The organism is Alphaproteobacteria bacterium (genome assembly GCA_018667735.1).
Taxonomy (GTDB): Bacteria; Pseudomonadota; Alphaproteobacteria; order Rickettsiales; family JABIRX01; genus JABIRX01.
Genome location: JABIRX010000005.1, coordinates 1 through 6,116 on the forward strand (window position 1 = coordinate 1; position 6,116 = coordinate 6,116).

General features: G+C 32.1%; 5 protein-coding genes. 3 read left to right on the plus strand and 2 right to left on the minus strand.

All coding sequences use genetic code 11. The features are described from left to right. Nucleotides 1–300: 300 nt before the first annotated feature. Nucleotides 301–1,275 (plus strand): hypothetical protein, encoded by a 975-nt coding sequence (locus HOH73_00415; protein ID MBT5827336.1) that lies wholly within the window; start codon nucleotides 301–303, stop codon nucleotides 1,273–1,275. Between the two features lie 1,042 nt (nucleotides 1,276–2,317). Here the strand turns inward: HOH73_00415 and HOH73_00420 are convergent. Further along, nucleotides 2,318–3,247 (minus strand): zinc ABC transporter solute-binding protein, encoded by a 930-nt coding sequence (locus tag HOH73_00420; protein ID MBT5827337.1) that lies wholly within the window; start codon nucleotides 3,245–3,247, stop codon nucleotides 2,318–2,320. Continuing rightward, nucleotides 3,228–4,499 carry a hypothetical protein gene (locus HOH73_00425; protein MBT5827338.1) on the minus strand — a complete coding sequence of 424 codons (1,272 nt, stop codon included), beginning with the start codon at nucleotides 4,497–4,499 and terminating at the stop codon, nucleotides 3,228–3,230. The genes HOH73_00420 and HOH73_00425 overlap by 20 nt, the downstream gene beginning before the upstream one ends. 300 nt (nucleotides 4,500–4,799) lie before the next feature. Here HOH73_00425 and HOH73_00430 point away from each other — a divergent pair, with 300 nt between their 5' ends. Beyond that, nucleotides 4,800–5,705 (plus strand): hypothetical protein, encoded by a 906-nt coding sequence (locus tag HOH73_00430; protein ID MBT5827339.1) that lies wholly within the window; start codon nucleotides 4,800–4,802, stop codon nucleotides 5,703–5,705. Further along, nucleotides 5,677–6,116: ankyrin repeat domain-containing protein (locus HOH73_00435; protein MBT5827340.1), on the plus strand; the 440-nt coding region annotated here is incomplete at its 3' end. The genes HOH73_00430 and HOH73_00435, both read left to right, overlap by 29 nt.

The following is a 6,116-nucleotide window of genomic DNA, read 5'->3' on the forward strand; positions in this document are numbered from 1 at the left end:
ATATCTTTGTTCTTTAATAATTTGACTGCACTCAAATTTGCTAATATTGAAAGTGCAAATAAGATAAGATGAAGGTTAATGAGAAGTTTGAAATCACTAAATATTTCGCAAAATAAAACTATAAGTAGCCCAATTGCGACAAAATAATTCCGGAGCAAGAATAACAGTCTAAAATTTTCTTTATTTGTTAAGTTAATATTTTGCATCATTATTTATATTATTTATCTGCGACAATTTGCCACATTTACATGAATCTATTTAATCTATATTTTTATATTTGAACTAATTATAGATTAAATTATGTTTTTGCAAAGAATTAGAGTAATATTATTTCTTTTAACTTTAACCAGTGCTGTATTTGCTGATCGCCCTGATGCACATGCGCCAATTACAGTGATGGGAGATCATACTCATAAAAATAACGAGTGGATGATTTCATATCGTTTAATGGAAATGAATATGGCTGATTTATATGATGGAGATTCTAAAATTTCGCATAATGACATATCTGATTATATGATGGCGCCAATTGAGATGAAGATGAAAAAGCATATGTTTGGTGCGATGTATGGATTAAATGATAAGCATACTTTAATGTTTATGATGCCATATTTAGAGAATAATATGACGATGATAAACTTAATGAATAAGAGCAAAAGCAAAATGAAGATTGAAGGTTTTGCTGATTTAAAAGTAGCAGACCTTATAGATCTATCATATAAAAATTGGCAAAATAGCTTAGAACTTGGCTTCTCGCTAGCAACAGCAAGTGTTAAAGAGAGTTACAATGGCGTAAGACTGCCTTACAGAATGCAATTAGGTAGTGGTACTAATGATTTAGCCATAGGGTTTACAGGGACTAGATATTTTAGTAAAAATTCTATAGGTTATCAAATTAAATCACTGATCAGGTTAGGGCAAAATAACCAAGGATATTCTTTAGGTAATCAATTAACTTTAGGAAGTTGGCATGCATATAATTTTACTAATACATTAAGTTCATCTTTTAATGTTACATATCTTGATGAAGGAAATATAGATGGTAAAGATAATGCAATAGAATCCGCAATGATGAGCAGCCCAACTAGAGAGTCTGGCTTAGCTGGTCGCAAATTAATCTCTGCTGCAATAGGCTTAAATTATGTTTTTAAGCGCGAAAAACTTCATAATAGTAGATTAGCCTTAGAGTATAAATTTCCCTTATATCAAAAGTTAAATGGCCCTCAATTAGGAACTGAAAATATTATCACTATAGGTGTGCAGCAAAGTTTCTAGCTCTATTTATTGAGTTGTCTAAAAAGCAATTTTCTTAGCTAAAGAATCCATGCAGTTTAAATAATTTACTTGTGGTTAACACTTAGAGTAAGGTAAAAAAATGAAGAAAAGTAAAAAGCTATAGACACAGCTCCAATAAAAGAAATAGAGCGTATATTTTAGACATAAAGCTTTTTGAGATATAGTTAAAAAGCTAACCCCAAATATCAAGGCCAACAGATTAACTAATAAAGCAAGTAAAAGTGCTGAGTAACTTTTAGAAGGGTTCTGTATGGATATGGTAACTAAATAGATAAGATGAGTGGAAGTTAAGAAATGAATAGGAGTTAATCATGCATACAGCACTGCTAAGTGGATATTCCAACCATAAGTGCCAAACTATCGCATTCTTAAAATGAAGAGCTGTAAAAAGAATAAGAGAATTAAATCCATCATTAAGTAAGTGCAGAGCTAAAGTAGCATAAGAGGGTATAAAATAACTTAATATATTAGCTACGCATTAATTTGCCTTTAAAGACCTTATGTTTAATTAGAATTAAATTCTAGCCTAGAAAATGATATTGCAAAGTCAAGCTTACGGTTAAAACTTCCTAAAAGAGAGAGTTTGCTTACAAGCTATAAAGAAAAAGAGCTATTTTTGTGTTTGCAATATTTTTGGTTGAGATATTAATAATTAATAGAGGAGGCTGTTATTTATTTACTGTTTTCCTATTAAATATGTTTCATTAAGCTTCTGCATTTCTTCATCATTTAGTTGCTATTGCTAAGGATGCATGATCAAATTTAGTTTTTTCAGTGTAGTTTATGAGGCTTTAGAGCTAAGCCAGCCTAATCAGGTTTATTTTAGGTGCTGAAACTGGAATTTTAGATATTCTAATTTTCATGTTTACCACAGATATCTTACTATTTTGCCTGTGGCTTAAATATTGCTTAATTTATTCATACCAATCTAATTTAGCATAGCTACAAATATGATAGCAAATTTTTGGTTTAATTTGTTCAAATATATAAGCCAAAATGGCTTTGTTTATAACCAATAAAACTATAAATTATTAGCGCTTATTAATTTAGCAATAACTTCGCTGTAAAAAGAGAAAATATCCTGATTTTCAGCGGGTGAATAAGGTAAATTCACTATTTTGCTTTTGCTATTATCCTCTAACCATCTCACATATGAGCTATTATCAAATGGCGCAACAAGAGCTAAAACTCCGGCTTGCCCTTGTAGTTTTCTTTCAACTTCTTTTAAGTGTTTAATAGAAGGTGATATACCCGGTAACTTCTCTATTGTGGCTATTTGATTTAGGTTTAGCCACTTTATCAAATAAATATATCTCTTGTGAATAACTACGATCTTCTGTTCTGCTAATTGCTCTGCTTGTTTTTGCCACAATTTAAGTTTTTGCTTAAGTTTGGCTGAAAAAACTTTCAAATTTTCTTGATAAAAAGCTTCATTTTCTGGATCTGTTAATACTAAATTATTGGTTAATTTAGCTGCGATAATAAGTAAGTTAGCAGGGTCTAAATGTAAGTGTGGGTTTCCTGCTGCATGTACATCCCCATGTTTACGGTCTAATTCTGTTGGAACTTCTAGCAAATTAACATGGTCTGCGGCAAGGAAATGGCCAACATTGCCTTTTGTAAGCTTATTATTACGTGAGTTTTGGATAACTAGGTCAAGCCAGCCTATTTCTAGGTCAGCCCCATTACAAACTAGAAAATCAGCTTTTCTTACCCGATTGATCAAGCTTGGTCTTGCTTGTAAATGATGCGCATCTTGATTTGGCTTTACCGCAATATAAATATTAGCTTTATCCTTAGTTATTTCTTTGGTAAGAGCTGCCCATTCTGATTCACAAGCAAAAATATTTAGCTTTGCACTAGCGTTGCTACTAATGCAAAATAAGCTAAATATTATACAAAATGAACGAATCATTTTAGAAAAATGACTATTAGTAACTATGAGCTGCATGTGCACCTAAAGACATAGTATATTGGACTAATAATTGATTGTCGCTTTGAGTAGTAGTGTTATCTTCATTATATTGTAGTCTAATGCGGGAATATTCGCTATTTGTCCAATCAATCATAATAGAATTTACATATGGGTCGTGACCTTGATCATCTAATGCTGTATCAGCCAATGCAGCAGAAACTTCTGAAGCATTTAATTTAGAATAACGGTAACCAATACGGTAATTAGGTGTAAATTTATAAATTACTTCGCCATAATAACCATTATTTTTACTATCTACATCACCTGTAGTGCCGCTTACATCGTAATTTCCTTTTTCTTTTTGTTGAAAATATTCAGATTGAATAATTAATTCATTGTTTTTTCTGTTACCAGTGAAGCTATGTGAGATTTTTAGATCAGCAATTGCTATATCAGTACTTCCAACAAAAGTTGTAGAATCTTCATTAGCAGAGCGACCATCATTAGCAGTTTTAGTATTTAACACAGAACCACCTAACCTCCAAGAAGTGTTAGCGCCTAAATCTCCTCCAATTTTTAAGTAACCACTAGCGGAATTCGCTCCTTCTCCACTAGCATTTCCAGCTGGAAAATCATCTCCTCTAAATAAGCCATAACCAGCTTCCATATATATTGGAGTTGGTAATAAGTATGAAGCTTCTAAACCAGTATCGTTATATGCACTATTTAAAAATACTCTATATGGTAAAGGTCTGTCGGCGAAATTATCGGCATGTTTATGATGCTCATTTAAATAACCAATAGTTGCAAAAAACTTACCAGCTTTTAAAGATAAACCTTTATATGAATTTAAGGTTTGGATAAAAGCCTCTTCTAACTCTATGATATCTTCGCCATCCTCATTTACTAGGGCTGCAGTTACGCTACCATAAAATTTATCATCAATGTTACTGGATATATTCAGCTCTGTTTCGCCAAGGGACATTCCTTCGCTTCCTCTTTCACCTTCTTCTTCAAGAGCAAAGCCCAATATTTCATTTTCTTTTTCTGAAAATTTAGCATAAGTTCCATTCAAAACTACGGAGATAGCTGGATTAAATGTGTTATCACCACTTAACCTTCTTTTTGTTGCGCCAACTAAGTCGTAATCTTTGCTGTTGATTTGCTTGGAGCTCTCTAATTCCGAAATTCTTTTTTCTAAAGCTTTTAATTGTGCTTTGTAGTTTGCAGCATGTGCACTGTAAGTTAAAGTTGATGTTACTAATAAAAATAAAAGTGATTTTTTCATTTTAATATTTTAAATGTTATAAAATAACATTATATAGAAGTGATGCAATAAGAGTAAAGTTTTATTTGCTTGATTAAATTTATAATGTCGTATTATTTTTTGACTAAATTAGATTGATACTTAAGAGCTCACATTGTCAATTAGGTTATCTATCTAAGAATAAAAAGTTTTGTATATTAGGCCAGTTTCAGAAGAACATACTGCCAACACAGGTTATAGCATACTTAATTAGGCAATAAGCTTTACTTGTCGTTTAAAATATGCTATAGTATGTATAGAGCTTACAAAATACGGGTTATTATGAGAATATCAAAGTTTTTAACTATGTTTGCAGCTTTAAAATCAGTTAGTGCAATACCTAAAATTAACAATTATTTAATTAATCAACAAGAAAAAGACAGTGTTGCAACAGTTCTAGACATAGAAGGTAATGGCTATTTTGTTGAATCATTAGCACACGAGATGGCAAATGGGGAAAAGAGCTGGGATTTGCTTTTTACTGCAGTGAGGCAGCGCAGTTTAACCGCAATAAAGAAGTCTGTTGCAAAAGGAGCCAATATAAATCAATTAAATATAAATGGAGAGACACTTCTATATGATGCGGTTTATAATGAAGATTTAGAAATGGTAAAGATATTAATTTCAGCTGGTGCAGATTTAAACCTTACGAACAAGAGAGGGGAAACTCCTTTATTTAGATCGGCTAGAGATAGTAATATAGCTGTAATGAGATTATTAATTACAGCTGGCGCAGATTTAGACAAACCAAATAAAGCGGGCATAAGTCCTATAACTGAATTAAACATAGATGAAGCTAAAGATATGGAGATAGCAAAGCTATTAATTAAGTCTGGTGCAGCATTAAATCAAGTAAATATAAATGGAGAAACACTTCTATATGATGCGGTTTATAATGAAGATTTAGAAATGGTAAAGATATTAATTACAGCTGGCGCAGATTTAAACCTTATGGGCGAGAGAGGGGAAACTCCTTTATTTAGATCGGCTAGAGATAGTAATATGGCTATAATGAGATTATTAATGGAAGCTGGCGCAGATTTAAATATAGCAAATAAGTATGATGAAACTCCTTTATTTACAGCAGCTAAAAACGGGCATGAGGACGTAGTAAAAGCACTGATAGCAGCTGGCGCAGATATAAACAAAGCAGTTAAGGATGGTAACTCCTTTTTTCATAGCAGCTAAAAACGGGCATGAGGACGTAGTAAAAGCACTGATAACAGCTGGTGCAAATAATTACATAACAGATAAAAGTATTAGAACTCCTTTATTTGATACAACTGTTAGTGGTCACAGCAAAGAGGGAGAAAGCATAAAATCATACCCACTTTTTGGTCTATTTTGTGCTTTATCTGTTTGTGGGATCATTACATATCTTGAAAAATCTGGTAGAAGACAAACTGAGCTATTAGAAAGATCCCCTATTGGAGAGTTATCAGAGACACAAATTAAGCGCATATTGGAATCTAATTTGGAAGATTTAACTTGTCCAATTACTTATGACACTCTAGATGAGCTAACTTCCATTGTTGCTGTAGGTAATCACCAAAACTCATTATATTCTAAAGCAGAACTATCTAATTGGTTAGTTGGGCA

What these genes read in the sequence shown, in the direction of transcription:
- HOH73_00415 (MBT5827336.1), top strand. Translation starts at nt 301, where the DNA reads ATGTTTTTGCAAAGAATTAGAGTAATATTATTTCTTTTAACTTTAACC.
- HOH73_00420 (MBT5827337.1), bottom strand. Translation starts at nt 3,247, where the DNA reads ATGCAGCTCATAGTTACTAATAGTCATTTTTCTAAAATGATTCGTTCA.
- HOH73_00425 (MBT5827338.1), bottom strand. Translation starts at nt 4,499, where the DNA reads ATGAAAAAATCACTTTTATTTTTATTAGTAACATCAACTTTAACTTAC.
- HOH73_00430 (MBT5827339.1), top strand. Translation starts at nt 4,800, where the DNA reads ATGAGAATATCAAAGTTTTTAACTATGTTTGCAGCTTTAAAATCAGTT.